General features: G+C 43.3%; 22 protein-coding genes and 1 other RNA gene. 7 read left to right on the plus strand and 16 right to left on the minus strand.

Annotation, left to right across the window (positions count from 1 at the left end; genetic code table 11):
• Positions 1–48 precede the first annotated feature (48 nt).
• Positions 49–1,686, plus strand: a complete 1,638-nt coding sequence (locus tag ABDD94_RS13255) for a hypothetical protein (RefSeq protein WP_352432871.1) — start codon at positions 49–51, stop codon at positions 1,684–1,686.
• A gap of 4 nt (positions 1,687–1,690) precedes the next feature.
• Here ABDD94_RS13255 and ABDD94_RS13260 read toward each other — a convergent pair whose 3' ends face one another.
• Together ABDD94_RS13260 and ABDD94_RS13265 are read right to left on the minus strand one after the other, a co-directional pair.
• Complete coding sequence (locus ABDD94_RS13260; protein ID WP_345952648.1) at positions 1,691–2,629, minus strand: glycosyltransferase family A protein; 939 nt, start codon at positions 2,627–2,629, stop codon at positions 1,691–1,693.
• Entirely contained in the window at positions 2,622–4,097 is a 1,476-nt protein-coding gene (locus tag ABDD94_RS13265) for a flippase (protein ID WP_345952649.1), read from the minus strand. The genes ABDD94_RS13260 and ABDD94_RS13265 overlap by 8 nt, the downstream gene beginning before the upstream one ends.
• Before the next feature lie 499 nt (positions 4,098–4,596).
• On the opposite strand from ABDD94_RS13265, the gene ABDD94_RS13270 reads away from it, so the two are divergent.
• Complete coding sequence (locus ABDD94_RS13270; RefSeq protein WP_345952650.1) at positions 4,597–5,247, plus strand: response regulator transcription factor; 651 nt, start codon at positions 4,597–4,599, stop codon at positions 5,245–5,247.
• Between the two features lie 42 nt (positions 5,248–5,289).
• On the opposite strand, the gene ABDD94_RS13275 is transcribed toward ABDD94_RS13270, so the two are convergent.
• The 3 genes from ABDD94_RS13275 to ABDD94_RS13285 form a co-directional block, all read right to left on the minus strand.
• Positions 5,290–7,161, minus strand: a complete 1,872-nt coding sequence (locus tag ABDD94_RS13275; protein WP_345951602.1) for a sugar-binding domain-containing protein — start codon at positions 7,159–7,161, stop codon at positions 5,290–5,292.
• A 777-nt stretch (positions 7,162–7,938) separates the two neighbouring features.
• Positions 7,939–8,820, minus strand: a complete 882-nt coding sequence (locus ABDD94_RS13280) for a manganese catalase family protein (protein WP_345952651.1) — start codon at positions 8,818–8,820, stop codon at positions 7,939–7,941.
• A 193-nt stretch (positions 8,821–9,013) separates the two neighbouring features.
• A complete protein-coding gene (locus tag ABDD94_RS13285; RefSeq protein ID WP_345952652.1) occupies positions 9,014–9,274 on the minus strand; it encodes a hypothetical protein in 261 nt (86 codons plus the stop codon).
• Positions 9,275–9,553: 279 nt separating this feature from the next.
• Between ABDD94_RS13285 and ABDD94_RS13290 the strand changes: the two genes are divergently transcribed.
• Together ABDD94_RS13290 and ssrA are read left to right on the plus strand one after the other, a co-directional pair.
• Positions 9,554–10,687 carry a glycosyltransferase family 1 protein gene (locus tag ABDD94_RS13290; protein WP_345952653.1) on the plus strand — a complete coding sequence of 378 codons (1,134 nt, stop codon included), beginning with the start codon at positions 9,554–9,556 and terminating at the stop codon, positions 10,685–10,687.
• Positions 10,688–10,932: 245 nt separating this feature from the next.
• Positions 10,933–11,300: a transfer-messenger RNA gene (gene ssrA, locus ABDD94_RS13295) on the plus strand.
• A 244-nt stretch (positions 11,301–11,544) separates the two neighbouring features.
• Here the strand turns inward: ssrA and ABDD94_RS13300 are convergent.
• The 11 genes from ABDD94_RS13300 to ABDD94_RS13350 all read right to left on the minus strand — a co-directional run bounded on the left by ABDD94_RS13300 (position 11,545) and on the right by ABDD94_RS13350 (position 21,777).
• On the minus strand, positions 11,545–12,783 hold the full coding sequence (locus ABDD94_RS13300) for a hypothetical protein (protein ID WP_345952654.1): 1,239 nt from the start codon (positions 12,781–12,783) through the stop codon (positions 11,545–11,547).
• A gap of 196 nt (positions 12,784–12,979) precedes the next feature.
• Positions 12,980–13,543 (minus strand): redoxin domain-containing protein, encoded by a 564-nt coding sequence (locus tag ABDD94_RS13305; protein WP_345952655.1) that lies wholly within the window; start codon positions 13,541–13,543, stop codon positions 12,980–12,982.
• Positions 13,544–13,567: 24 nt separating this feature from the next.
• Positions 13,568–14,281 carry a DUF4625 domain-containing protein gene (locus ABDD94_RS13310; protein WP_345952656.1) on the minus strand — a complete coding sequence of 238 codons (714 nt, stop codon included), beginning with the start codon at positions 14,279–14,281 and terminating at the stop codon, positions 13,568–13,570.
• Positions 14,282–14,292: 11 nt separating this feature from the next.
• Entirely contained in the window at positions 14,293–14,982 is a 690-nt protein-coding gene (locus ABDD94_RS13315) for a hypothetical protein (RefSeq protein WP_345952657.1), read from the minus strand.
• Positions 14,983–15,013: 31 nt separating this feature from the next.
• Complete coding sequence (locus ABDD94_RS13320; RefSeq protein ID WP_345952658.1) at positions 15,014–15,493, minus strand: DUF4625 domain-containing protein; 480 nt, start codon at positions 15,491–15,493, stop codon at positions 15,014–15,016.
• Positions 15,494–15,506: 13 nt separating this feature from the next.
• Positions 15,507–16,442, minus strand: a complete 936-nt coding sequence (locus ABDD94_RS13325; RefSeq protein ID WP_345952659.1) for a DUF4625 domain-containing protein — start codon at positions 16,440–16,442, stop codon at positions 15,507–15,509.
• Between the two features lie 28 nt (positions 16,443–16,470).
• Positions 16,471–18,885, minus strand: a complete 2,415-nt coding sequence (locus tag ABDD94_RS13330) for a TonB-dependent receptor (RefSeq protein ID WP_345952660.1) — start codon at positions 18,883–18,885, stop codon at positions 16,471–16,473.
• Positions 18,886–19,141: 256 nt separating this feature from the next.
• Positions 19,142–19,489, minus strand: a complete 348-nt coding sequence (locus tag ABDD94_RS13335) for a hypothetical protein (RefSeq protein WP_345952661.1) — start codon at positions 19,487–19,489, stop codon at positions 19,142–19,144.
• Between the two features lie 513 nt (positions 19,490–20,002).
• Complete coding sequence (locus tag ABDD94_RS13340; RefSeq protein ID WP_345952662.1) at positions 20,003–20,833, minus strand: hypothetical protein; 831 nt, start codon at positions 20,831–20,833, stop codon at positions 20,003–20,005.
• A gap of 28 nt (positions 20,834–20,861) precedes the next feature.
• A complete protein-coding gene (locus ABDD94_RS13345) occupies positions 20,862–21,299 on the minus strand; it encodes a nuclear transport factor 2 family protein (RefSeq protein ID WP_345952663.1) in 438 nt (145 codons plus the stop codon).
• 19 nt (positions 21,300–21,318) lie between these two features.
• The gene (locus ABDD94_RS13350) at positions 21,319–21,777 is read right to left on the minus strand and encodes a nuclear transport factor 2 family protein (RefSeq protein WP_345952664.1); all 459 of its coding nucleotides are present in this window, start codon (positions 21,775–21,777) and stop codon (positions 21,319–21,321) included.
• Positions 21,778–22,036: 259 nt separating this feature from the next.
• On the opposite strand from ABDD94_RS13350, the gene ABDD94_RS13355 reads away from it, so the two are divergent.
• Genes ABDD94_RS13355 through ABDD94_RS13365 form a run of 3 tightly spaced genes read left to right on the plus strand, consistent with a single transcriptional unit; the run spans position 22,037 to position 23,874 of the window.
• A complete protein-coding gene (locus ABDD94_RS13355; RefSeq protein ID WP_345952665.1) occupies positions 22,037–22,234 on the plus strand; it encodes a hypothetical protein in 198 nt (65 codons plus the stop codon).
• The gene (locus ABDD94_RS13360; protein WP_345952666.1) at positions 22,215–23,177 is read left to right on the plus strand and encodes a histidine kinase; all 963 of its coding nucleotides are present in this window, start codon (positions 22,215–22,217) and stop codon (positions 23,175–23,177) included. Before ABDD94_RS13355 ends, ABDD94_RS13360 begins: the two co-directional genes overlap by 20 nt.
• Complete coding sequence (locus ABDD94_RS13365; protein ID WP_345952667.1) at positions 23,140–23,874, plus strand: response regulator; 735 nt, start codon at positions 23,140–23,142, stop codon at positions 23,872–23,874. Before ABDD94_RS13360 ends, ABDD94_RS13365 begins: the two co-directional genes overlap by 38 nt.
• The last annotated feature ends 537 nt before the right edge of the window (positions 23,875–24,411 follow it).

The following is a 24,411-nucleotide window of genomic DNA, read 5'->3' on the forward strand; positions in this document are numbered from 1 at the left end:
AAAAGGCTAGCGCAACTATAACCTAAATTAAAGCCATAACGTATGCTGATGCAGTTTTACATATTTGATATTGTATTGGTGATGATGGCTGTTACCCGTAAAGTTGCTTTTCTTTTTTTATTAACTATCCCTTCTTTAATAGACTGTCGCAAATTTAACCACACCGAGGAAGCAATTAGTGTGGTTAGTACGCCGCTTGCACAAGGCGACACTACAGCTTTTAAGAATTTGCTGGGCGTTAATGCCTTTGAATGGAATTTTTTGCAAAACCCGGCCGATGTAAATAATGGCATGCAGATTTATGAGCCTAAAATGCAGGTGATTAAAACTTTTGCCGGTGTAAGGCACTACCTGGATTGGGGACGTATAGAAAGCAAACAAGGGCAGTTCACCTTTAGCCCAACCCATAGCGGTGGTTGGAACCTGGATGCCATGTACCAGCGATGCAAAACCGAAAATATAGACGTGCTGGTATGCTTGAAAACCTGTCCTGACTGGCTGTTACAAACTTACCCCGGTAACGAGCGCGATGCCGAAAACGTGCCGATGCCTTATGGCTCTGACAAGTTACAACCTAAAAGCTATGTATTGCAGGCTAAGGCGGGCTTTCAGTTTGCGGCCAGGTATGGCAGCAACTTAAATGTTGAAAAAGCGCTCCTAACCGTAAATACTACTCCGCGGTGGACCGGCGACCAAGCTAATGAGGTTAAAACAGGCTTAGGCTTAATTAAGTACATTGAATGTGATAACGAGCGCGACAAATGGTGGAAAGGCGATAAAGCACACCAAAGCGCTGAAGAGTACGCCGCTAATTTATCAGCTTTTTACGATGGACATAAAGGCACGTTAGGTAAAGGAGTGGGCGTAAAAAACGCAGATCCTAAAATGCAAGTTGTAATGGCCGGTTTGGCCGCAACCGATGCGCAATATGTAGCTAAAATGATAGACTGGTGCAAGCAGAACAGGGGTTATAAAACCGATGGTTCTGTCAATCTATGTTTTGATGTGATCAATTTCCACCTGTATTCCAATGACCACCAATCTAACAACGGCAAAGCCACTCAGGGAATAGCGCCTGAACTGTCTGAAGCGGGTAAGGTAGCGGCCGATTTTGTAACCTTAGCTCAAACTTACAAGTTACCGGTTTGGGTTACAGAAGCTGGATATGATATAAACCAGCAAAGCCCCCAACGCGCTGTAAAGGTTGGCAACAAAGATGAACTGAAAACCCAGGCCGACTGGACCATTCGTACATCGCTGCTGTACGCTCGCTTTGGCATTAAAAAAGTGTTCTTTTATGAACTCTTTGACGACAACCTGGCCAATCCTACACAGTACGCTTCATCCGGACTGGTTACAAACGACCTGAAGAGAAGGCCGGCCGCCGATTACATACTGCAAACCAAAAATTTGTTAGGCAATTACAGTTACCGTGAAACCATATCGAAAACACCATTAGTTGATGTATATCGAAACGGCAACAAGGTTATCTATGTGTTAACTATCCCCGACCAAACTGGGAAAAACGTCGCTTATAATCTTTCTTTACCCGGCGTAAAACAAGTGACTGTACATCAACTGCATGCCGGTACCGATGCTATGGAGAGCCACCAACAAAGCGTTGGCAACAATACCGTAGCGCTCACCGTAACAGAAACGCCTTTGTTTGTAGAGGTTAATAAATAGATTATTAATGGGCCGGCTTTGGCAATAAAGCTTGTTTAATTAAATAAAGCCGTTGCCGTAACGAATAATATGTTTTGGTAACTTCGTTTAATCCCATTGCCTCCCCAAAAGCACGATATATATTTGGAAGATTATCTCGGTTTACAGAATGCTTTACACTCAAAAATATAGTGTATTGTCTTTTAACTAATGTTGTAAGCTGCGATTTATCAATGATGTTACGTTGATGTAACACCTTATACAAGCGCACGTTTTCAATAAAGTTGTTACCTGTACTGTAAAAGCGGCTGCTTACATCTTTATTATGGTTGCGGAAGTAATTTAGTATCTTACCTGATACAAATACATCTGATATCTGTAACAGTGATACCCAAAAAAGCCAGTCGCCGCTAAACTTAAACTGGGTGTACTCCGTATTTACACGGTTAAACAGCTCTTTACGCCATACGGCCATACTGGCGTTTACTACGTTGTTGCCATTAAGCATGTATTTTTGGATAAACTCACGGCCATTCTCGGTATTGGCATAGAAAGGATAATAAGTGGTTTCCTTTACTATATTAGGCTCATAATAATAGCATGACTGGCAAAATGCAAGCCCAACATTTGGATTGGCCAACAGTCCTTCCATCAAGGTTTCCAGCAAAGTTGGCTCGCACCAATCATCACTTTCTGCCAACCAAATAAAATCACCTTTGGCTAGCATAACACCTTTTTGCCACTGCTTAAACGTACTACCGCTGTTTACTTCGTTAAAAACTATATTACTAACCTTAGGATTGGCGCGATACGTTTCTATTACTTCCCGGCTATTGTCAGGTGAACAGTCGTCAAGTATAATAATTTCAAAGTCCTGGTATGTTTGCTTCAGGATAGAATCTATACGCTGCTTCAAATAACAAGCGTGATTATAATTGGGTATTATTACTGAAACCTTAACCATAAATTTGAGGATTTTTAGCAGATAAACTGCGTTTAACAGATAAGAACTTGTTGGTGACAAAAGGCTGTATAACCTCATTGATCAACTGTTCTTTAAATAACAGCTTTTGAAATAAGATGTAGAATAGCGCACATGCGGGTACCGCAGTAAGTATCAGGTAATATACATTGTGATACTGCGCACGACAAAATAAAATGATGGGGATAAATACCAATGAACTTGCCGCAGCTGTTATAAGCGGACGAAGCGAAAAAGTAAATGTATATAGCTTTTTAACAAAATAAATAAAGAACCCGGTTACTACCATTTCCGAAACCACATTAGCAATGGCTGCGCCTACATGCTCTAATCTTGGCACGAGCGTAAAATTGAGCACCAAACCGGTAACTACGCCCCCTAATACAGAAAACAGCATTTGCTTGTCCTTGCCATCCGGAACCAAAATCTGGAACCCGAACAAATAACCAAAACCTATAGTGAGCGGCAGTATAGCAAGTATTTGCATGGCTTGTGTAGCATCCAGGAATTTTGCACTTGAGAAAGCAACTATAAATTCAGGAGCCAATAACGCCAACCCAAATCCTATTGGAATAGAAAAGAACGCCGTAAACGCAAATGAGCGGTTTAAAGTAACTTGCACATCGCTATAATTTCGCAATGACAGGTTTTTGGCCAAACCAGGTATGAGCACCATTCCTAAGGAGGTTACTATAGGTAGGGCAATTTTAGAAAGTTTTACAGCAGCCGTATATAAGCCAACTGCATGCGTATTAGCTAAAAAGCCAAGCAAAACTGTATCCAGCATAGTATACATGCTGGTAGCTATTGTAGTACTAAATATAAGAAATAATGGTTTAAGGTGCCGCTTTAAATCAAGTCCTTTTAGTTTAACCGATACACTTTTATGTAGCCTTACCATATTTACCGCATTATTAGACAGCGTTGTGAATATGATGATGAGCAGGTACCAGTGATAATCCTTGCCCGAATGAATCAAAACAAACATGGCTATCAACGAAAATACCCTTATAATAATAGAACGGATGGCTACTGTTCGAAACTGTTCTAATCCTTCGTAAAACCAGTCGATTGAGGTGAAACTTAATAACACCAATAAAACAGACCATAAATACAGATCGGGGTTGGATTTGAAATCTGCTATGAAAAATAAGCTGGCTAAATAAACTACCGCCAACATTAAGCTTGTTCCAAAATAAATAACCGACAGTTCGGAAAATACATTGTTAAGCTTACTACGGTCATGTTTTGCTTTAGCGATCTCGCGTATGCCATACACGGGTATGCCCAGAGCAGCGATTAATCCAAAGTATTGTGCATATGAGGTAATAAATTGTACTTTGCCTACTCCGGAAGGCCCAACAACTTTTGATACATAAGGGAAACTGATAATAGGAAATAAGATATTGGAAAGGGACAGCAGCAAATTAAAAAAATAATTCTTTTTCATGTAAAACAGCTAAATAAATTTTGCAGGACCAATATCCAGCTTACCCAACGCTATTTGCGTTAAGCGTAAGCAAATTTAACTTCAATAAAAAATACACCGTTCAGTATTAATACTGAACGCCCAATGTATAAGTATCAAAAAGCAACAATACTTCAGTATTAGTTAATATTTGGCTTAAACCTCCTCATTATTTCACTCTGAAGTAACTATTAACAAATATTAATATTCCAAGCAGTTTTATTTCCTGATTTTGAGCTGCTTATATAAAAATAAGCCGGTATACCTTTGTAACTAACAGGTAGTTAATGCGTAAAGCCCCGGTTGTGGTTTTTAAAAACAAGTATTTCACCAATCATTTCGAGTAATAACCACATGGTGATTTGAGGGTTTATATTAACTAAACAGGTGTTTACCATTAAAGAAATAATTTTCCCTTTGGTTATAATTGTAATAATATCTAACCACGTTTTTTACCACGTTTTATACTAAGAAAAACTTTATGATAAATGTCATACTAGCGGAAGACCATGTTCTGGTCAGAAAAGCAATCAAAACACTGTTAGAAGCTGAGGCTGACATAACTGTTACGGGTGAAGCCGATAATGGCGAACAGGTAGTTGAACTCATCAAAAATAAGGTTCAGGCTGATATTATTTTAGCAGAAATTAATATGCCTGGAATGGATGCTATGGAAATGCTTGGAGTATTAAAGGAAATGGCACCAAACAGTAAGATAGCGTTCCTTTCTATGATGGATAATGAGAAAAGTATTTTACAAGCCATACAAGCCGGAGCAAAAGGTTACCTTAACAAAACTATTGATGTATTTGAACTACTGTTTGCAGTAAGACATATTTACAATAATGGTCAGTACATCTGTACTTCATCATCTATGGCGTTGCTTAACAAGATGCAGCAAATGCCGCAGATAACACCTGTAGAAATTAGTCCGGACACAGAATTTTCAGTGCGTGAAATTGAAATACTTACGCTTATGGCAGAAGGCTATACTAATTATGAAATTGCAGAAAAGCTATTTACAAGCAAACGTACAGTTGAAAATTACCGACAGAACATGCTGAACAAGACCGGTTCACGTAACACTGCAGCATTAATAAAATTTGCTATCAATCATGGTATTGTTAAATAACAAGTACCAGACTGATAGCAAAACTGATAATAGGATTAAAAGTTATGATTTTTGAGGTAGCGTATCTGCATCACCCTCTTGGCTTGATTTAAGTAAACCTTCGGGCACTTTTAGATCACCTGTTTCAAAATCTATAATTCCGTTTACTTCATCTTCAATATTGGTGGCCTGTGTATACACGTCGCCTGCTATAGGCCGTTTACGTAATTCTTTTTTAAAGAAAGCTATCTGCTCGGTACGTTCCTGGTCGTTAGCAGGGCCACCGTAGTCAACAAAACCAAAGCCGCCCCATTCGCTAACAATTAGCGGAACTTGCTTACGGAAAAAGAACGGATCGCCCACAACGAGTGGAAACGCAGCTACACCCACCTGCTTACCGGCAACCAATTCATCTAATACCTGGCACCATTTCTCACGCTCGGGCGTGTATAAGTGTGCGGTAAGCAAATCGCTTTTTAGTTTGCCCTGGTAAGATATATGTTGCCATCCATCATTGTCAACCACCAAAAACTGAGGTTGACTAATTTGCATGTAATGATACATGTCTATAATATACTGGCGAGTTTCGGGGTTTGTTGCAATATCTTGCGCACCCCAGTCCTCGTTGTACAAGCTCCAGATTATAACTGATGGGTGTGTTGATATCAGCGCTAGCATACGCATCAACTCATCATGGTGGTTTGCACGGCTTTTGGGCGTAGACCTATGTGGACTGGGTACTTCCACCCACAATAACATGCCCAACTTGTCGGCCAGGTTATAAATACGTGGGTCTACCCCTGCAATATGTATGCGCACCAGGTTACAACCCAGCTTTTTCATGGCATACATATGTTTTTTTATCTGCTCGTAAGTAGCCACCCCGGGTTGATAAAGTATGCCATCCAGGTAGATCGATTTATTGTTCAGGTAAATTCGGCTCCCTCTCGATTCAATTTTACGTAAACCAAAATTTGTCTCTATTTCGGCAATATAACCATCAGAGTCAATCAGTTGCGCTACAAGACGGTATAAATGCGGATCCTCAGGCGACCACAACCTGGCGTCAGGTATCTCAATAACCAGCCTCTGCTGCTTCTCACCGGCCTCAAGTGCTAACTGGTACTCATCTGTGGTTATAGGGTCTGGCGATTCCTGCTTTCGGTTAAAAACCTTTAGCCTGATGGTATACAAACCTGGGTCGTGTATGCGTGTAGTAAAGTTAAACCGTACCAGGTTATCTTCCACAAAACTAACAACCCCAACTCTGGAGCGTAAACGGTTGCGCTCTACGGTTTCAAGCCAAATGCTGCGAACTGCGCCTGTGTACGTCTGGTACCAAATGCCGCCGCGCTTATAAACTGATGACTCCTGCTTGCCACGGGGCGTATCTGCATCCATAGTACTGGCAATGCGCACGGTTAAGCGGTTATTTTTGTGAAGAATGGCTGCATCCAACTCAAACGAAAATGATGTGGTTTCACCAATATGCAGCTCCTCACCTTCGATTGTTTTGAGTGGTAAACCATTAAGCCAAACGCGCGTCTCGTACCCGCATGCGCCAAATGTTAACTGCAGCAATGATTGCGGTGAGTGGGCATCAACCTCCAGCTCAGGCATCGGAAATTCCTTTTCATACCACACCACGATATTATCATGCCATTGCTGCGATTGAAGTGGATGTGACTTAGCCATGTGCATTTCCACACTGCCCGGCCACTGTGCAGTGTCGTTATATTGGTGTGCAACATACCAACCTTCGGTCAAGCCTTTATTTTCAGGGTCGACGGCAAATTTCCAATCGCCATCCAGTAATAAAAAGGAGTTGGGACGGATAACTGCACGAGGTAGTGGATTAATATATCCTTCGTCGGCAATTATTTCTTCTTTGCTTTTGGTTAAGCTATAATTAGGGTGTGCTATCTCTTCAATCATAGTATCTAAAAAAACGCTACTCTATCGGCTAAAGTATCCCTACTGATTAGTTTATGGGCTTATTAACCTCTTTCTGCAGCTCAATAACTTTCTTAAACACTTTAACGAAAATATTTTCAATAGGTTTTTCCTTTTTTGCTGATTTAAACCCGTCATTGCCGATGACATTTCGCCGAGCGTACATTTCCAAAGCAATTCAAAAAAGTAAATCGCGTGGCACTCGAGTAGAATTATTACAGCGTTCTCTGATCTTGCATTTTTCCGGGCTTATTATTAGGCGTAAAAGTGTTTGCAACTAATGGATGCAAAACCACGTTTTTTGTATCGGCTGTATCGTTACGTTTCAAAAAGTGCACTTTCATAATGGTATAGCACAAATAAGCTAACACAACATGAATGTGACGTTAATGGTCTAAACATTTTTTCGTCTTGCCGATTTTACTTGCCATCAGCCGAAGGTTTGACTAACACCTTCATGAATATGGCATACATTGGTCCATACGCGATGTTAAGCGGAAGATTATACGTTTCTGATTGGGCAGTTCATATCAATGCTCCCGTTTAAGCGTCATACAAAAAACACAGGCGTAAATAGTGCGGCAACGCTAACAGGCTCAAAGCAAAATATAACGCCTAAGCCGTCATCAGATCACCAACAGATAGTCCAGAAATCCGTGAAAGTTAATCGAAATAACCTTCATTTTAATATGATTAAAATGGTATTAACAAAAACCAGCCTGCAGCAATAGTTGCTCCAGGCTGGCAATCATCTACTATTTAAGGCAAAATGGTATCTTTTATGTTTTCGAGGATACCTTTGTCTGCACCACCAGTCATTTGCTGGGCCTGGGCAAACCCTTGTGGATCGGGTGGTGCCAGTTTAGGTTCTTGGCCCAAAGGCTGGGCATATACATATTTGAACTCGCCTTTACCATCAATTGAAGGGCCGCTGGCCCAACGTGCATTTGGTGGCTCAGGTTTCTCAATATTGGTTGAAACGAAAGCATAAGCAAACTCATTTACCTGCTCGCTCTCGGGAAAAGAGTTAGGAATTGGTAGATTAACGTTCAAACCGCCTAAGTCTTCAAGCACGGCCAACCATTGGTTCTGGTGCATAGAATCGCGCGCTATTAAAAAGGCGAGCATGTCTTTCATGCCCGGGTCATCAGTTAATTGCCATAAACGTGTGGCTAAAACGCGACCTGTTGATTCGGCCATAACATTGGCGTACATATCAGCCGCAATATTGCCGCTACCTACCACCCACGAACCGTTGAAAGGAACACCATTTGCGTCAACTGCCATGGCTGCAAGGCCTGATGATAATACGTGACGGGGATCCATACCTCCTAAAATGCTACCAACAATAGCATTTTCGCCAACAATCTTATCTTTAAGCTCAGTAGTTGCCCCTTCAAGATTAAGAGCAACAGCGGTGCTAAGCATTTCAATGTGGGAAATCTCTTCGGTACCGGTGTCTAGAAGCATATCCCGGTATTTATTTGGGCCACGGCTACCCCAGGCCTGAAATAAGTACTGTAAACACACTCTAATCTCACCTTCAATTCCACCTATGGCCTGTTGGAGTAGTTTAGCGAATGCGGGGTTTGGTTTTTCTACACGTACCTCGTACTGTAGCTTCTTGTCATGATAAAACATACTTTGCTTAGTTTAATTTAAGTTAATTCACATTATTTAAACCGGCGAGTATCGAACCTATCAGCTGTTATCTTATCTATTTAAATTACAACAACATTAAGAGTCCACGCATCTTAAAGTACAAATGTTTTAACAACAATCAGCTAAGCATGTTTTCTTTATAATTAATTATTTTACTTCTTTATCAATTTAATCAACTCGGTGCAGTAGTTTTCTGCTGTTGTTGAACCGCCTGTTCAATATTGGTAATGATCAGCTCTTTAAGACTTTTTCCTAATTTAAAATCACCAAATACCTTCCACTGACCATCATATTTTAAAAACCAATATTTGCCTGCTTTAAGGCTAACTTTGTACAGAACGTATCCATTAGGATAATACTGTTGCAATACAGTACTGGTAAACAACTGATGTAGGTAAGTGAATTTAAGTTTAAGAGCTTTATTAGCTGCCATATTAGTTAATATGTTTTAATTTAGAAACAATACAGTTTATCAGTACAGGCTACCAAACCAATACAAGTTGTAAAGGCGGATGCGCAAAACATCTCATATTTACAGCAAACTTACCAGATTCATTTTTTCACCACGGCGTATAAATACCTGCGTTTTTACCTATAAAACACTTAACTTTTAGGAAATAAATACAATTTTCAATTAGGTACTAAACCAAAAAGGCAGTTTAATTGTAGTATTAACAGATTGATTTTAATGCCTTTTACTCCTATGAAAAAAATGATTAAGACTGCCCCTCGTAACCTGCTATGCTTTTCACATTTGCGCTGGGACTTTGTGTACCAGCGTCCACAACATTTGCTGAGCCGTTTTGCTGCCTACTTTAAAGTTTACTTTTTAGAAGAGCCGCTTTTTGAGGACTGCTCCGAGGCCAGCCTTTCTTTTTCACCACGCGAGGGCAACATTTTTGTAGGCGTACCTCACCTGCCGCACGGCCTTTCTGAACAGGAAGTGACCAGCACGGTGGGCAGCCTGCTTAATCAGTTTTTACAAGACAAAGACTTAGAAGACTTTGCCTTCTGGTACTACTCACCCATGGCCATGTCTTTCTCCGAAAAACATACGCCTAAGGTGACCATATATGATTGCATGGACGAACTCTCTGCCTTTAAGAACGCCCCTAAAGCGCTTAAAGACATGGAAAAGAAGCTCATGAAGTATGCTGATGTGGTCTTTACCGGTGGGCACTCACTGTACGAGGCTAAAAAGAATCAGCATGCCAACATCTACCCCTTCCCTTCCAGCATTGAAAAGGAACACTTTGCCAAGGCCCGCAAAGCCAAAGCAGAGCCGCAAGACCAGGCAGGGATTAAAGGTCCTAAGCTGGGCTTTTACGGGGTGATTGATGAGCGCTTTGACATCGAACTCATTCGCGGTATTGCTGATGCCAGACCCGATTGGCAGATCATGCTCATAGGCCCGGTTGTAAAAATCGACCCGGCCACTTTGCCCAAGAATGCCAACATCCATTATCTGGGACAAAAGACCTACAAGGAACTGCCGGCTTACCTGTCGGGCTGGGATGTAGCCCTGATTCCTTTTGCGCTAAATGAGTCCACCCGCTTTATCAGTCCAACTAAAACGCCTGAGTACCTGGCAGCAGGCATACCAGTGGTATCCACTCCTATCAAAGATGTGGTGAACCCTTATGGCACCAAAAACCTGGTGCACATCGGCGCAACGGCCCAGGAGTTTGTGCAGGCTATTGATCAGGAACTGGCCGTTGCTGACAGAAAACAATGGCTCAAAAAAGTCGATACTTTCCTTGCCCTTAACTCTTGGGATATGACTGCAAACGAAATGATGCGTCATATCAATAATTGCATTAATAACGATCTGTCAATAGCGAGTTAACGATAAACTTACGTTATATATGAAAGCCGTTGCCTAATTGCAACGGCTTTTTTGTTAGTACTCTAGATAGTAATGCTATTGTATCTAGACCAAGCTTACTTAAGGTGTATTTAATCTTTAACTTTCAAGATATTCCGCCTACAATCTGACAACATTATTAAACAACTACGGAATGTTAGTTATCTGGCGCGAATTTTGTACATTTGTGGTTACTTTATTCACCCTGCATAACGCAGACCAAAAATGGGGTCGACCGGAATTGACAGGATGGAGATAAGTAAGTAAGCATGCAGCGCGTTGTGTGAATTAGCGCTATAATCTGAACGCTCAAACTTACAAATGGCGAAAATAACTACGCCTTAGCTGCCTAATTTAGAATTAGCATAGCTTTTGTCCCGCCGGTTTTCCGTTTCATCGGATTGGCATACGGGGCATCGACAGATGAAACTGGCTTGCTTAAGGTGTGATAAGCGAGCGAGATAAAGCACCTACGGAAGACGGTATAGGTGAGCAACTGACCTTCCCCTTCCCGACAAATTAACAGAGCTAAGCATGTAGAAAGCTTACCTTATACCATGTTTGGACGAGGGTTCGAATCCCTCCGGCTCCACGAATTAAGGTCTAAATGTAAAAAAAAGGCTATAAATCGATGATTTATAGCCTTTTCTTTATGGATTCCAGTCTAATAGAGGGTAATTCTTGCTGAGGCTCTTTGCTTCTAATACCAATTCCATAATTAATATTTATGTGCACACTTGATCTGGTAGTTAAAATTGCTGAATCATACTTAATGCTTTGCGCCTGAATTTTCTAAAGCTGGCGGGTGCCGATCTGATCAGCACCCGCCACTTTCTTTTTTATTCGTGCCCGGCACTGCTCTCAAAACCGAAGAGGGTGAGCCGCACCGGTTTTGAACTTACTTTGTGTTTGATTACTTTGTTGAAATCGGCCAGGTCAACCTGATATACTTCACCTGATGCAGGAACGGCGATGTAAGCGAATTTGGTTGTTGCTTCCAGTACGGGTTTATAGGTATCAGCAGATGCTACTGATGAGATCACATTGCCTTCTTTTTTCAATGCCCCGGTTGACAGGTCATAGATCCGCAGTTTGCCATCGAGGGTCAACACCATCAGGTTCTTACCCGCATAGTCCACCTTGCATTGGAATGCATCGCTGCCGGCATAAATGGGCGTGATCTTATTACCGGTAACATCGATGAGGTAAGCACCTTTAGTGGCTACATAACCAATAAATTTTTTAGCCGACTCAGCATAATAAACGTTGGCTAACCTAAACGCCCCGAAGTTCTCCGGGTTGGGAATCAATTTCTGTTCGCCAGAAGCGCTGACCACCAGTACACCGCCTGCAGTTGCTGAAGCATTGGTAAATCCGCCAAAAACGGCAATATTTCCATCACTGGCATTGCCGTGTATAGCGCCGATCTCCAGGTTTGATGTCTGTACTAGGTTTCCACTTTTATTGATGATCTGTACACGGTTTGGAGATGCGCCACTGGTTGGCGCAACAGTTACGGCATAATTGCCGTTAGCGAACTGTGCCATCGCGCCATGGTGCGGTAACAGGCCGGCATTAACGGTTTTGAACTTTGCACCTGGGGTGTTGAAATCAGCATCATAACCCAAGCTCAATGTTCCATCGTTATCATTAAAGATCAGTGACTCTGTTCCTATACTTTTGAAATGGGTAGGCTTCAATCCAGTGGCTGTAATGGCAGCCCATTTAGCGTTACCTACCTCGTCCACATGATCCACATGCGAGGCAAGTCCACTGTCAAATACCTCCACCAGGTTTTGGTTTTGATACAAAACAGCGGCGTAGCGGCCGGAGGCTGTGCCGTAAAGATTAGCGAGCGGGTACTTGGCAGTGATCGCAGTTACCTTAGTATTGAATGGATCGATAAAGCTTAACTGCGTGCTCAGTTCGTCACTCACCAGCACCCTGACGTATTTCTGTTCCTTGTTAACTTGACCGGGTTGTTCCGGCTCCGGCTCATTGTTGTCTTTTTTACAGGCGGCAAATGCAAGCGTAACAGTTAACAGAAGGCCTAGGTTTCTTAAGTGTTTTTTGTTCATGTTGTAGATTTTTTATTAATAATGAATTGATTTGATGTTTTGCTAAATCGATGGTGCAAATACATTTTTGCCCATCTGATGTTATGATAATTTGATATAAAAAATGTATGGCAGTGGTTCAGCTTTTTACAATAGATCGGTAATCACAGGTACCAACTTTTGGCTGAGCTCTTTCCGAACCGCTTCTTCATTAATTTTACCACCCAGCGTATAATACCTGATCTTTCCCTGTTTGTCGATAACGATCGTCGTCGGGTAGCCGAACAAGTGGTACACATCTCTGCTGATGCCGGCGGCAGGGTCTGCAATCACCTGGATGGAAAATGGCACCGCGGAGATGCTTTACCAGGTCTGGTTCAGGATCACGGGCGATCGACATGAACAAGACGTCTTTGCCGGCGAACTGCTTAACAACTTCATTTAGGGGTGTAACCTCCATCCGGCAAGGTGCACAGGCGATAAACCAGAAGTTGAGTACCACCACCTTTCCTTTCAGGTCTGCCAGGTGGAAGTTGGTGCCGTCCAAAGTTTGGCCCGAGAAGTTGGGAGCGGTGATACCATCCAGCGCACCCGGGCGTTCGATATCATATTTGTGCTCACCGGTGAACTTGGCGATGGCTTTGTCATAGTCATTGCTCTGCGCTTTTACCGGATGATGGGCAGTAAGCCCAAACAAGGTGCCCCATAGTGCCAGCATTTTTGCCAGGTTAATTTGCCGGCGCTTTCCGACACGTATAGCTGACTTTAATTCTTTTGTCATAGCCGTTATATTTTACAGGTGATACTATTTGTCCAAATGATAGGCATACAGCGCTTGCTTACCAGCTTTATCGAATACAGTGATGTTGACGTGATAGTGTCCGGCAGGCGCACCGCTCAGATCGATGTCTTTGCTTAAACGATAAGAGGTCTGGTCTACCATTTCCTGATCCGTATTAGTAAAAGTTTTGGTCCATGCACTGGACTGAACCTCCACGACCAGTTTGGCGATCTTATTAGCCGCCTGGATCATTCCGGAAAAATTCAGCGTTGAAGCAGATACCGTTTTTAAGGATGCCTCTGTGATGCGGGGCAGTGACAGATCCTTGATCACCTCGAAATCGACCTTCGCTTGCGTTTTATTACCCGCCTCATCGGTGACAACGATCAGTAGGGTATATTTTCCAGCTTTCGCCGTTTCAGGAATATCAATATGCTCATGAAAGTCGGCGCTTTTGCTCCCTGCATAAGGTGTTGTATAAGTTTTGACGAAATCCCATCCATAGTTTGTCTCCGCAAGCGTGATCTGCACTTTGATACTGGCGATCTTAGCCGGACCTGTCACCGCTGCATCCACATGCAGGTCATTGCCGGTGTAGGCCACCTTGGAATTATTGAGTCCTACCTCATCAATCGCTATAGACGGTTTATCTAAAACCACTGCTGCATCTTTTTGGCAGGCATGCAGGATGATGATCAACAAGGTCATCATCCATAGCTGTAAGTATTTGACTTTCATCAGCAGAAAGGTTATTGTTGATCGTATTTTCCGTAATAAGACAAACCGCTGGAGCGGAACACGGTCAATCGCTTGCCGGATACAAAGCCAAGCTCGGTAGTGCTGCCACTTTGATATTTAAAGCCAGACCCACCGATCAGCGTATAAGTGTTAGCGGTGTTCACGATCGTGCCGACATCAGTTCCAGAACCGTAAGACGTACTGGTGTTGGCAAAGTTGTATACTAACGCCGACCTGAAAAGTAAATCGCCCATTTTGTACTCATCACCTTTAAATACTTTGCCGGCGAGTTCATTCGTTGTTTTAACAGGTAACAGTTCACCTGTTGCATCATACTCCATGGTCAAGGCTTTGTAGTAAGCCGAAGTGACCTTCTTGTCCTTATCCAGCGCGAACCTGGCTATGCGTGCATTGCCGCCGGTCACCTCGAATGTCAGCTCCGTATCGGTAAGCGTGTAAGTACCGGTCAGGTTAGTTGAAGAGGAATTGATAAAGAGCGCTTTATTGTCTTCCAGTAATTGGATGAAAAAGACGCTGGTAGACTTAGTTCCGCTTCTTGAAGTTAGTGTTCCGGCTATAAAGTTATCGGTGATCGCAAACGGCTTAGCTGGCGCTGGCGCTTCATCGTTATTTTTTTTACAGCTGCTAAAAATGAGCAGGCAAGCGGTAAGCGCGAGAACGGTTCTTTGGAGGAATTTCATTTTATGGTTTGTTATATTAATGTTCATTGTTCTAGTTTGTGATCTTGATGCTTAAGCCTTTAATGGTCTGCCAGCCTTCCTTATCGGTAAGGCGGATCATGAAATGGTAATCACCCGGATCTATGTTGGCAGGTACGGTGATCTCCTGCTGCACCTCGTAGGTTTTCTGACCGGTGGGTATAGGATAAGCTTGGATAAGCAGGAAAGGCTTTACGGGCGTTTTGATCGCATCCATGTTGCAGCTTTCTACTTCTGTACTATGCGTATGGTGATCGAAGTTGTGATGAATGTCTACACTTACTGATCCGAGCTGAATATTATCACTGAGCAGCGCCCTGAACGTAAATTTCTCACCGCGCTTTACGGTGCTGCATTGTTTGGGAAATGCACTGGTGCCGGTCACATTAATTATCGGATATTCGGTGTCAATCGCTTCCTGTGTTCCGTCTTTTTTACAGGCACTAATGCTCAAAATGAGGAGCATAAGGCCTCCGAGTAGTTCTTTTCTCATTCTTTATTAATAGTTAATTTATCTCCACCGGCACCTCGATATACTGGAAGTAGCCAATGTTGTAGGTGGTGTTCTTATAGATTACGCCGAAGTAATACGTGCCGCTTTCCCAGGCTTTAGCTCCACTGATGGGGTTGGCTGTAGGTGTGTTGTTGTCCACGGTTGCTCCGATGGTAAACGCCGGAAATATGCGGATGGGCAGGAAGGTTACCGGATCAACTGTGGAGTTGGAAAACGAGTCAGATTTGTCCCAGCCTTTATGCTCTAAGACATCGTAAACAATCGCTTTGCTGAAGTCGATCTTATCTATCGCCTCGGGGCGATGATTATGTTTTTTGTTGATCATCAGGATGTACATTTTGCCATCGCCTTTTACATCAGTGATGGTTACCTGAGATTTGATCACATCGCCTTTCTTAAGCTTTGTTCCAGCGACAGTAAATTGCCCATTTCTGAAATAACGGGCGTCGTTAGAAAAAATATTGAATATACCGGCGTTTGGATTTACCGGCACATTAGCCGCCAAGTAGATTGTAATGGCTTTCTTGACCTCTAATTTGGTCCCGTTTTGATCGTTAACGACAATGAGGAAATCGTACTTGCCTTCGGCCGCGTCCGCCGGTATATTGAAGTGTTTATGCACTGTGGCGTTCTTTGCATCTTTATACTGGTCCCATGTGATCTCATGCTTCCAAGCTTTGCTATAAGTTTCTCCGGCCCTTGGCATGATCTTGATCTGTACATTTTCGATCTTAGTGGCAGCCAGCACCTCAGCATTGAAATGGAAGTCTTTGTCAATGACGCCCAGTTCGTTGTTGTTTAGACCAACCTCAATATGGTCTATGGTTGGCTTAGCCAGCTCGGGCTCTTCGTTTTTGTCTTTCTTACAGGCCGAAAAAGTCGCCATCAATAGCAGCACTGCGGCCATGATCTTCGTGGATCTCATCATTGGTAGTTTTTGTTGTATCATTTGATTTTTAAATTGCTTGCTTGGGCTGTGACGATTTAATCAAGAAAGGCACTTTAAGTGAAAGGATGATATTTCTGCCGGCTTCAGGAAGCTCAATGAGCCGGTAAAAACTGGTATGGTTCAGGTACCGGGTATTCAGCAGGTTTTGCGCTTGCAGACTGATCACCACAGGCTGTTTGTATAAGTGTAGTTTCGTTCCGGCCTGCAGGTTGATCACTCGGTAGTCAGCTGTCTTTTTTTCAGGCGGTACAATGTTATTCTGTGCAGCGGTGATGCGATAGTCTAACGACAGGTAAGTGCCTTGTAAACGGGTGTTTAATTTTGGCGACCAAGTGACATTAAAGAGCGCAGACGGCGGTGGCGAAAATGGCAGCGTAAAGCCCTTCTTGGCACCTGAAAGCTGTTTCGCGTATAGGTATTCAGCCAGTATTTCGGTGCTCAAATGTTTCAGGAATTGATATTTCACCTGAAGTTCCCCGCCGTACCGCACTACACGGCTTTGGGCATATTGAAATATCTGATTTCCACCACCTGCACCCGGACTGTGATCGGGCGTTGGGTTCAGGTAAATGTAGTTCGGAAAATAGTTATAGAAAGGACTGATCTGTACAGACCATTTCGCTTTGTTCCAACCTACAGACAGATCAGCCTGATAGGATCGTTCCGGGTTCAATGTTGGTTCACCACGTTCATAACTGAAATAATGATAGTTCACGCCGTTCGCGCCAAACTCCTTGGTGATCGGCATCCGAAAGCTCTTGCCGATATTAAATTTAAGTGAAAATTGGTCTGCGTTGTAATTTAACCCCAAGGACCAAACAAAGCTGTTGAAGTTCCTGGTCAGGTCGTTTGCCCTGACTAATTTTTTCAAGGTTGTTACCCCATTCTCCGTTACCGGAGATTCAAACCAGTCGGTATACTTAAACATCCGAACGCTTCCATGATCATAACGAATTGCCCCATGTAGAAGAAGCTGCTCACTTAGTTTCATTTTGTTGTACACGAAGCCTCCCGCTGTTGTCTGCTTATAACCCGGCACCAAAAACGTCCATCCATTAATGGCGTTATCCTGGTGTTCACCGTTCAATCCAATGGTTAGCTCATGTTTGCCGAAGCTGATGCGGTCACGAAGATTGGCTGAATAGACGTGCTTATCATACTCTCTTTCCAGATTGGCGGGTATTCGCATGGTATCCGGATATACCGGCGGCATGTAGCCGTGATTGACGTACTGGCTAAACTCCTGACGAAAATTGTGCTGGTAACCTAGTTCCGTTTCCAGCATATGATCGCCGGTTTGGTAGTAAGTGCGGTTGATGATCTTAAAATGGTTTACTTGCTGACTGGGCATTTGAATATCCCGCGAGGAAGCATCATGTAATGCGGTATTCACCATCCTCGGCTCCAGACCGTGAGCATTGGCAAAAAAGCCGCTGTTGCTGAAGGTGTTACTGAGGTAAAAAATGGAGCGAAGACGATCTCCTAAGTAACCGGTGTTGAAATGCAATCCGGTTTCCCTACCCGCCGTATTGCGCAGTTGGTTCTTATACAGGTCAACGGCATAGTCGTAAACATAGATCCTGTCGATAGGTACGCGGTAATCGCCGTAATTCTGGTAAGTGAACCGGGAGTCGAAGAACCATCGTTTGCTGCGGCCGAAGATATTGACCGTGTTTCCCCAAAGCTGATTGTTGGTCTTACCGATCAGGTCCACAGAGCCGCCCACCGTGTAAGGTGGCGGCGGTGGTACTGGTTTCAGATCGACAACGCCGGCAATAGCGTCCGATCCGTATATGAAGGAGGCGGCACCTTTGATCAGTTCTATTTCGCCAACTGCAAACTGGTCGATCTCCAGGCCATGGTCGGCTCCCCATTGTTGCCCTTCGTGTTTGATGCCCTTATCCACGACAACTACACGGTTGAAGCCAAGGCCGCGAATAAGCGGTTTTGACTGTCCCGACCCGATACCGATTGTTTTAACGCCGGGCAAGCGTGATAACGTTGACATCAAACTGCCACCGAGGTTACGTTGGATGAAGCGCTGATCGACTATTTCAACGTTCAGCGATTCCGTCTGCTTACGCGCTTCAACATGCTTATCTACAACTGTCACCTCATCCAAGGCCTGATTAAGCGGGTAGATTTTGATGTCTAAGGGCGCGTTCAGGTCAGATACCGAGAGCTGGCGAACGACCTCTCGATAGCCCACATGAGAGACTTTGATTGTATAGTCGTCCGCGCGCACCATCTGGAAGCTGAATTGCCCTGATGGATCGGTTACGGTGCTTAATTGTACATTGACCAGCGTTACATGCGCACCGGGCAAGGCATGGCCATGATGATCCAGCACTTTGCCGGTAAGACGGGACTGTTGTGCAATAGATGATTGCCCTATCAGTACGAAACCTAAGGTAATGCACACGAAAAGGCCGGATTGATTACGGCGCAACCAGCCACCAAGACAGGAGACGATCAAATTCAAAACGTAGAAAAATGGGCATAACCGCTGGGGGCATGCGATGAAAAATCAATGTGAAATTGGAAGCCTGATGCCAGTCAGGCGTAAGGGGGAATGCGAAGACAGATAGTAAAACAACCGTACCTCAAGGTACAATAACGCACTGTCAGCTCAAGGCTAAATACGTTAAATAATACTTAGGTTTGGGGCATACCTGTACTTAGCAGGTAGCAGCAGGCGGACCTTTGTTTGTAAAGCCCTGAAGTGTGAATTTGTAATTCCCGATAAAGTAATGACTGGTATAGGTTACCGGTTCAGGAATGGGTACTGTAAATACGGGTGGATAAGAAAGATTGATTACTTTGCTGTGTTTATGCGCGTAAAACTCGCACACTTTACACTTTTCCGTAAGATAACTGGCATCTTCATCCGCAGACTGCTCTGTCTTAATACCTGATTTGTGACTGTGGAAAAGTTGCCCAACTGAAATACCAAGAAAAACAATGACCAGCAAGCAGGACATCATCCGGCAGCATTGGGTCATTATGGTTGTCTTTTCTTGTTTCACAATTACACAAAGTTGGCATTTATTTAATTGAAAACAAGAAATCAAATTAATTTTGATTCAGAAATTTTAAAAATTTCGTAAAAATATGTTCTTGTAAAGCATAATTTAATTGAAAAATTTTAGAGTTAATATGTTGAAGGTCAATCCAAAAACGACTAAAATTGTCGTGTTAAATCGTTAGACAACTTTTGCCATAACTCCTTAATTTAAATAACAAAAAGTATTACATATTTAACCATAGATTGTATGCGAGTAACTTTATGTTTGACTTTATCCGTTGGTAGTTCATAATCGTTTCTTTAAGATTAACTGCTCGGATTGCTGGTGTTTCCTGATATGCGCCTTCTTTGGAACTTAAAGCTTATGATCATTCTAAAATTGGCAATGGAAGGTTTTTAGTTTTATTTTATTTGCGGGATCAACAAATAGCCGAACGCAGTAGCGCCAATATAAAGCCATGCCTATAATAGAACAACTGGTTTGAACAACTCTGCCCACACCGATCCAATTAGACTATTGCCTGATCAACCATGGTGTAACACCTTTCGGACCATACCATGGAAATGTACTTAATGCAGTTGATACCCGGGCCGCAGAAAACTCGTAGGCATCAACGTATAGTATCTTTCCATCGCTGGAAAGTACACCATAATACGGAATAGATGTAATTAACGGCCTGGCAACATCCGGATTAACGCCAGTGAACGTAATACGCGAGCCGTCCTGCTTATATTTCTCTTCCCACCGGATCCCCTCGTCATATACGTAGTACAGAGCTTTGCCACCCTGCGTATAAATGGTTTTCCCATTTTGAAGGAATGCAATGGCGTTTACGTCAGGAAACCATTCAGGATGATCAGGCTGTGCCCAAGTACCAACAATGCTGGGTGCATCTTTGGGAAAGAGTTTCATATCGACCATGGAAATGATCGGTGAAGAGCCACCGGTGATGCTTTTCTTGTCGGCAGAAATTGTATACACCTGAGGCGAATTGAATTGTTCATCGCCGGGCAGGTCGAATAAGATCGTCACCGAGGTCTGCCCCTGAGCACCCTCTTCGACCTTTGTTATCTTTCCGTGAACATCGCCACGGCGCCATACGGTAAGTGTCAAATGCGACCAGGCCGTTACATCGTTACCCTCTCCAAATCTTAAAGAAAGCGGTCTGGGGAAATAATGATTGCCAACGTTCGCCAAGCCGGTATATTCTGTGTTTGAAAAGCCGTACAAGCCTGTTGTGTTTTTATCCGGATCTTTCTGTGTTTTATCTTTTTTGCAACCTATACTTAACAAAAGTAGGTGCAATACTAATAGAGCTATCAGCAGGTGAATTGTTTTTTTCATAGTGGAGAAAATTATGGTCAAACCTTTGCTACTTTACATCAATGATGGTCGCCTGTCGGGCAATGATTCGCCAGCCTTCCTTTTCTTTTAGCCAGACATTCGTGTACCGGCGAGTTACTTTTCTCCCAGCGTTATCCGTTGCTTTCTCGGGCTCATTTTCTTCATAGCCCATTGTTACCGCCACCGGGCCGGTGATCGTTATCTTTTCTATGACACGGCTGAAAGTTGTATAGGCGATCTTACCTTCCTTCATCAGCTGCCGTATTTGCGTAACGTTTACAATTGCATTCGCAGGGTTATTCACCACAAAACCGGGTGACCACAGCTTTTTGAGGGTAAGGGTATCGCCACTAATGGTTGCTTGTGCTTCCAGTTGATCCAGCTTGCGGATCTCGTTCTCGGTACTTTGAGCTAACGTGAATTTTATGGCGAGTAATAGCGAAAAAGTCAAGATGCTTACTTTCATGATCCTGGTCGTATTTAGTTTATTTACTGTTTACCGGAAATAAGTTCTCGTCTACCTGCGTACCCTGGCCGGCCACACGGCACCAATTACCAGCGGTCTTGTGATATACTTCTAAACGGCGGACCTTGATATTCAGATCACGGCCATCAACAACGATATTTACGTTGATCAGCAGGTTGACCACGGCGGTGGTGCCTTCATAAATGCGGATGAATTCGTTACCAGGTACTGGTCTAACGGACTTAAACACCAGCTTTTCTTTTTTCTGCGCTTCAATCCACTGTTGACGAGTAAAAGAAATGTCGCCTTTGGGCCCAACGGCGATCATGTCTGCGCAATCTAAGTTTGTTCCGGGTCCCTGGGTACCCAGAAGTTGCCGGATCTCCTGGCGCTCCTTTGGATAGCTGGTTGTATCGGTCTGTGCGAACACACCAAGCGATAAGGAGGTCAAAAAAATTAAGGTGAATAATGCTTTCATAGTGATCGTTTTTATTCAAATCTACCGGCGTTAGTAATACGCAATTGAGAAAGTAGCCCGACGTAGCCATTACGAAAACATACACTTGATCTTTGTCGATCAAATCATTTCGTCGTCGACGAAATGATTTGGTGGGCTGCTTAATTACGTTTGTCGAATAAGTGAGCTATGATAGCAGGCTTTGATAGCCAATATGTATCTTAGTGTGATAATGAAGTTCGATGCAGCAGATACCATTCATTTATTCCAATAGCGCTAAATGGCGCCTTTCACGGCATTGGTGCTTTTGGCTGCTCTGGTTCCTGTTTCAGCTAATGCTGTATTCGTTCTCGCCATCACCAGCGTTGCAGCGACAGCCCTTTCTGCACCGGCTCATTATTACATCACCAGAAACCTTGATGTATTTGATCCCAAGTATATTTTTAGCTTACACGCTGATGTATCTAGTAATTCCTAAGCTGGTGTTGCCTGGAAAGTATGCCTGGGCTACTTTAAGCGCGATTGTGTTGGTGTTTCTAACCGCGGCTCTGTCAGCGGCCTTGTCTATGACAGTGATCGACTACATACGTCATCTCAATGCGGATAAGATTTCACTAATTATTGCACGTGAGCCTCATCCGGCATTTTATGTGCAATTCGGCGTAGCTCTGCTCGCCGGTCTACGGGGTAGTATCACAGTAGGCGGTGTAGCCGCTGCGATCAAGCTAATGAAGTGCTTTTATGAAAGGCAACAAGCCGCACTCATGCTGGAGAAGGAGAAAGCAAATGCCGAGCTGCAAATGTTAAAGGCGCAGTTGCATCCGCATTTTCTATTCAATACACTCAATAATATATACTCGTTCACACAAGAAGTTTCTGAAAAGGCATCGGGAATGATCATGGGACTATCTCAATTACTTCGCTATATCCTTTATGATTGCAGCCAACCATTAGTGCCGCTTGATAAAGAGCTGAAAATGATCAAAGATTATTTCGCGCTGGAATCAGCACGGTATGACCAGGGTTTAGATATATCCGTTCAGATGCCGAAAGCAACTGACCATTTTATTGCTCCCTTAATGCTTTTGCCCTTCATCGAAAATGCCTTCAAACACGGTGCAAGCCAGGTAACGGAGAGCCCCTGGATCAGTCTTACAATCTCACTTGACAACGACGAACTTTCCATGAAACTGATCAATGGAAAACCGGTCACCGGCAAAAACCTGAACCCGGGAATCGGAATCGCCAATGTTCGTAAACGTCTGGAGCTATTGTATCCCGGTCAACATGAACTGGTGATCAATGATGAAGAAGAGATGTACATTGTTAACTTGAGGATCACGTTGGCAACCGGCTTTGCTGAGGGGGTCGAAACTGTTTATCATGGAACCGATCAAAAAATACAACTGCCTCATCATTGATGACGAGCCGCCTGCGAGAGAAGTATTGCGACGTTATATTACGCAGATACCGATGCTTGACCTCATCGGGGAATGCGGTAATGCAGTGCAGGCCATCAGCAAGCTCAAACAACACCATATCGATCTGTTGTTCTTGGATATCCAGATGCCACAGATCACAGGGCTGGATTTGGTCGGCACATTGGTTAATCCGCCAAAGATCATCCTGACGACCGCTTTTGAACAATACGCGGTCAAGGCCTTTGAATTAGATGTTACAGATTACCTGGTCAAGCCTATACGTTTTGAACGTCTCCTAAAAGCGGTATTCAAAGCGCTGCCCGAGCAGGAGGCCCGCTATGGAATCCAAACATCAGGTAAAAATCAGGATACTGCGGATCAAGCTTTCCTGTACTTTCGAGCTGACCGTAAAATGACGAAGGTCATGCTGAAGGATATTCAATACATTGAGAGCTTAAAGGATTATGTAAGAATAAACACAACTAAAGAACCGGTCATTACCAAATACGCGATAACTTCGCTTGAGGCTATGCTTCCATCGTCCTCATTTATAAGAGTCCATCGTTCTTATTTGGTAGCACTCGATAAGATAGATTCTTATACCCAAGATGAAATAACCATTTCAAACAACGTGATTCCTATTGGTAAGATTTACCGGTTGCAGGTATTGAATATTTTGGCAGAAGCTAACGGCTGACACATTCGGGATTTCAAGAAAATTATAAAAGCTTAATCATTACGCACATTTCATAGATCTGATATTATACTTCTTGGTTTTAGGAAAAAACTGCCTTTCACTTAGAACAACTTAAAAAATGACCTTTCGTAGCCGATCCAGGTGTCCATCGCTCGAAGGCCTACAGACCGGTCAGCGGTGTGAGTGCATAGCCAAACTCAGTAAGATGATCTCTGCCTCGTCATATTCTTGATCCTAAACACCTTATCTGGTTCAGTCGTGTTTTGCTATTTTCAGCCAAACATCGGTATTATTGTAATGTGAACCTCAACATCGCGAGCTTTATGGACTAAAGGATGGTTTCATTGATTCTTTAAAAGTGACCGGGTAATTACCGGTCTATTGCAATAGTAATTTCTGTCGGCAGGAAACCGCCAGTTACAATATGGCGGTTTCCTAAATAAACAGAATTGTCAATGCGAATGAAGTTGGTATTGAAATTTCAGATCAAAATCGTAGTCATCTTTACATTGTTTGCCCACTTGTAGTGGCCCTAAT

It is taken from the genome of Mucilaginibacter sp. PAMB04168, assembly GCF_039634365.2.
In the GTDB taxonomy this organism is placed as follows: domain Bacteria; phylum Bacteroidota; class Bacteroidia; order Sphingobacteriales; family Sphingobacteriaceae; genus Mucilaginibacter.

Coding starts and splice junctions, on each gene's coding strand:
- ABDD94_RS13255 (WP_352432871.1), top strand. CDS start 49: ATGCAGTTTTACATATTTGATATTGTATTGGTGATGATGGCTGTTACC.
- ABDD94_RS13260 (WP_345952648.1), bottom strand. CDS start 2,629: ATGGTTAAGGTTTCAGTAATAATACCCAATTATAATCACGCTTGTTAT.
- ABDD94_RS13265 (WP_345952649.1), bottom strand. CDS start 4,097: ATGAAAAAGAATTATTTTTTTAATTTGCTGCTGTCCCTTTCCAATATC.
- ABDD94_RS13270 (WP_345952650.1), top strand. CDS start 4,597: ATGATAAATGTCATACTAGCGGAAGACCATGTTCTGGTCAGAAAAGCA.
- ABDD94_RS13275 (WP_345951602.1), bottom strand. CDS start 7,161: ATGATTGAAGAGATAGCACACCCTAATTATAGCTTAACCAAAAGCAAA.
- ABDD94_RS13280 (WP_345952651.1), bottom strand. CDS start 8,820: ATGTTTTATCATGACAAGAAGCTACAGTACGAGGTACGTGTAGAAAAA.
- ABDD94_RS13285 (WP_345952652.1), bottom strand. CDS start 9,274: ATGGCAGCTAATAAAGCTCTTAAACTTAAATTCACTTACCTACATCAG.
- ABDD94_RS13290 (WP_345952653.1), top strand. CDS start 9,554: ATGATTAAGACTGCCCCTCGTAACCTGCTATGCTTTTCACATTTGCGC.
- ABDD94_RS13300 (WP_345952654.1), bottom strand. CDS start 12,783: ATGAACAAAAAACACTTAAGAAACCTAGGCCTTCTGTTAACTGTTACG.
- ABDD94_RS13305 (WP_345952655.1), bottom strand. CDS start 13,543: ATGACAAAAGAATTAAAGTCAGCTATACGTGTCGGAAAGCGCCGGCAA.
- ABDD94_RS13310 (WP_345952656.1), bottom strand. CDS start 14,281: ATGAAAGTCAAATACTTACAGCTATGGATGATGACCTTGTTGATCATC.
- ABDD94_RS13315 (WP_345952657.1), bottom strand. CDS start 14,982: ATGAAATTCCTCCAAAGAACCGTTCTCGCGCTTACCGCTTGCCTGCTC.
- ABDD94_RS13320 (WP_345952658.1), bottom strand. CDS start 15,493: ATGAGAAAAGAACTACTCGGAGGCCTTATGCTCCTCATTTTGAGCATT.
- ABDD94_RS13325 (WP_345952659.1), bottom strand. CDS start 16,442: ATGATGAGATCCACGAAGATCATGGCCGCAGTGCTGCTATTGATGGCG.
- ABDD94_RS13340 (WP_345952662.1), bottom strand. CDS start 20,833: ATGAAAAAAACAATTCACCTGCTGATAGCTCTATTAGTATTGCACCTA.
- ABDD94_RS13345 (WP_345952663.1), bottom strand. CDS start 21,299: ATGAAAGTAAGCATCTTGACTTTTTCGCTATTACTCGCCATAAAATTC.
- ABDD94_RS13350 (WP_345952664.1), bottom strand. CDS start 21,777: ATGAAAGCATTATTCACCTTAATTTTTTTGACCTCCTTATCGCTTGGT.
- ABDD94_RS13355 (WP_345952665.1), top strand. CDS start 22,037: ATGGCGCCTTTCACGGCATTGGTGCTTTTGGCTGCTCTGGTTCCTGTT.
- ABDD94_RS13360 (WP_345952666.1), top strand. CDS start 22,215: ATGTATCTAGTAATTCCTAAGCTGGTGTTGCCTGGAAAGTATGCCTGG.
- ABDD94_RS13365 (WP_345952667.1), top strand. CDS start 23,140: ATGGAACCGATCAAAAAATACAACTGCCTCATCATTGATGACGAGCCG.